Origin of the sequence: Enterobacter sp. CM29, assembly GCF_013179605.1 — a bacterium.
GTDB classification, from domain to species: Bacteria; Pseudomonadota; Gammaproteobacteria; order Enterobacterales; family Enterobacteriaceae; genus Enterobacter; species Enterobacter intestinihominis.
Map to the genome: position 1 here is coordinate 1 of NZ_JABMCU010000292.1, position 3,479 is coordinate 3,479.

Genomic DNA, 3,479 nt, shown 5'->3' on the forward strand with positions numbered 1-3,479 from the left:
CCAGTTCGCCTTGTGTTACCGGCTCGCCGTTGCGGATTTTTTTCAGCACCTGGTTTTGCTGGAACAGCGGCTCCAGCGCTCCCTGAACCTGCTGGCGATAGAGTTTGAAATCAATCGAGCGGATGTTGGTTTTGCGGGTCTCCGTCTGGATTAGGTCGGCATCTTCGGTAATATCCACCTGTATCGAGCCAAATTTTGGCGTCGCATCTTTCTCCATCAGGTGCATTATACCGCGCAGATGAATGCGGATATCCTCCAGCTCTTCCAAGGTGGCCTGCTTCCACCAGCCCAAATCACGAAGTTGATTAATCCGTTGTCCCTGTTGCTGTACCTGAGTTAGATGCGGCGGCAGACGTTCCACTTTCTCAATGATGACCGGCCAGAGCACATCCAGTTCTTCCGGGTTGGTATAACGGGCAGTTTGCGCCGCCAGAATATCCATATCAAAACGCATGGCATCGCTCTGACCGCGCACGTCCAGCCACTGCATCAGCGGGGCCAGGACAGAGAGCAAATCCTGCTGCGTTTTCGGGGAAAGCTGGCGCAGCACTTTTTCATCGCTGTACTGCGCTTTTTGCTGCCACTTTTCCTGTACGGCAATCGACTTTTCATCCAGCGCGTTGATCTGCTCGCGGAGCTGGTGAGCGACTAAATCCACCGCCTGTTTGTCGAACTTACGCTGCGCAGCGGCCCCCAGCATCACCCAAGCCTCGAAGCGTTTTTGCGCCAGCGATTTTGTCGCTGTCACTTCGGCTTCTTCGGTATGCAGCTCGTGATACTCAAAATTGCCCCAGTGATCGAAGATGCGGAATTTCTGTTTATCCAGCGGTTTGCCGTTTTCATCGTTGCCGTATAGCCCCGAACAGAGGCGTGTACCACGGCCAATCATCTGCCAGAACTTCACTTTCGATTTGACCGGCTTGGCAAAAACCAGATTCACAATTTCCGGGACATCAATACCGGTATCGAGCATGTCAACAGAGATAGCGATAGTCAGCTCTTTGTTGGTGCTTTCGTCCAGTCCTTTAAAATCGTCGATCAGTTGCTCGGCACGGGGGTCGTAGTTGTCGATGACCTGACAGAAGCGTCCGGCAAACTGCGGGTACATGTCGTCGAACAATTCATTCAACAGCAGCGCGTGTTTGTGGTTACGGGCGAAAATGATGGTTTTACCTGGCAGTTGGCCGTCCCGATCTTTCAGGCCATTTTCCATCAGGTTACGCAGGATATAGCGGTTGGTGTCTTTGTTATAAATTGCCTCATCCAGCGCCTTGCCATCAAATTCCAGCGTATTAGGATCGATACCCTGTTCTTCAAGTTCGCGGATTTGTTCGTCGCTTAATTTCTCCCGTTTGATGCCTTCGCGCAGGAATTCTGTGGTGTGCGTGACAACCTCATAGGGAACCAGATTGTTATCGGCGATGGCATCTTCCAGGCTGTAGTTGGCGGTAGGGATACGTCCTTCACAACCAAACAGGCCGAAAGTGGTTTTACTCACCATGTCGATCGGCGTGGCCGTCAGGCCAATCTGGAGGGCATCAAAATACTTAAACAGATCGCCGTAGACGTTGTAGATCGAGCGGTGGGATTCATCGGCGATGATCAGATCGAAATAACCGACATCGAAATGGTCCATGATTTTCATCATGCCGGGATAAGTGGCAATGTAGATCCTGGCATTCTGCCTGTCTGCTTTTTTCGATTTCCCGACCACATACAGCGGCTCATTGGTGAATTGATTGAAGGCATTCGCCGCCTGTTTGCGCAGCTCTTTACGGTCGCAAAGGAACAGAACGCGTTTTACCCAACGGGCATCAATCATCAGTTTGCTCAGTGCAATCGCTACACGGGTTTTACCAGTGCCGGTGGCCTGAACGATTAATGACTGACGATATTTATTGGTAAACCGTTCGCTGACGCGGGCAATGGTTTCAAGCTGATACAAACGTCCGGCAACGGCCTTACCTTCGTTATCTTTAACGTGCGGGACACTATTCAGCGGCAGACGGGTTTCACGTTGCTGAATAAGATATTGCAGGCTTTCCATGCTGTAGAAGCCAAATACCCGGCGCGGAGGATAGCCATGAGTTTTATGGTCGTCCCACAGCCAGATGTCATAGCCGTTGGTGTAGAAAATGACCGGACGCTGACCATATTCTTTTTCCAGCCAGTCTGCATACAACCGGGCCTGAATTCGCCCTTGCTCGGCATTGACGCTGGTTTTTTTTGCTTCCACCACCGCCAGCGGTTTATGTGCCTCATCCCACAAGACATAGTCCGCATAACCGTCACCGGTCGCGGTAGGCTGTTCTTTAACGGGGTGTTCCTGCGTAACCTGATCGGTATTGTTAAGCTCTTCCCCTACATTCCAGTCGGCGGCAAGCAGGCGAGAATCAATCAGGCGGCGGCGGGTTTCCGCTTCATCAATAGAGAGGATATCGGCAACATGCTGGTTGCGAGCTCTGGCTTCATTCAGGCGCTGGGTGAGGTGTTCGGCCTTTTCCTGCTCTTGCTGTAGTGCGCGTTGTAACGCCAGTTCACGCTCACGGCTTTCATCTTGAGCTCTGATTGCATCTTCCAGACGTTTTTCATCTGCACGACCTGAAGATTGCGTTAATGGAGGAAGAGAAAATTTGGGGCAGTTATCAACATTACCGTGGGCATAACGAACATACAGCCAAACTCCCAGTAAATACGCTTCCTTTAACAGCCAGTAAGTATCTTTAGCTTTGATACGTCCGCCGTGCGCGGCGCGGTTACCGTGTATACGCAGTGCATCCAATTTCATGATGATGGCTTCCGGCATCATGCTGGTAAACACATCGGCGTTCATTAAATCGTACAGATTCGCCTTGATGCCTTCCGGCAACCGCTCCTGACGATACAACCAGCGCACCATCAATTCAGTGTAGTTACGCAGCTTAACCAGACAGCTTTCCGGGTCGGAATGAACATAGCGTTCCGCCATACACGCGAGTTCAGCCAGTTCCGGCCACTGGCTGCGCAACATTTCAAAATTGAGAGACTGCTCCATCAATCATCGCCTTATGTCGTGGATACAACAGCATTTCTGGAAAGAATATCACACTAATTTGGCAGACAAAGTGAGCTTGTACATCTTCAGAGCATTGAAGAATGAACACTTGGTGCGGGGCAGGATAACTTCAGTAGTGCGTAAAATTCACATATTCATCCATTAAATGGGTTAACTCTGAGTTTTCTTCCTGACGCTGTAACAGCCAAAAGCAGAACTCTTCATCATTCATTTTCTTAAGGTTCTCCAGCCAGTCGTCAAGAGGCGCTCCGAGCATACGGTCATACCAGAAAAGCCAAACAAGCTTATGGCGATATTCCACGTTATTGAACTGCTGAAGCAGGCTTATCAGTTTATTGGCAAGTGAGCGTTGCTTGAGCCTGACACACTCGCTAAGCAATACACCTTCAAGGCCTCCGTGAGTAAAAAGCAACTGCCCGTCAGT

General features: G+C 50.5%; 1 protein-coding gene and 1 pseudogene. Both read right to left on the bottom strand.

Going from position 1 to position 3,479, the window contains the following annotated elements; genetic code table 11:
* Positions 1-3,034 (bottom strand): DEAD/DEAH box helicase family protein (locus HP459_RS22025; protein WP_171936842.1); only part of this gene is annotated, 3,034 nt, incomplete at its 3' end.
* 130 nt (positions 3,035-3,164) lie between these two features.
* Positions 3,165-3,479 (bottom strand): annotated as a pseudogene (locus HP459_RS22030) (hypothetical protein); the annotation flags it as partial.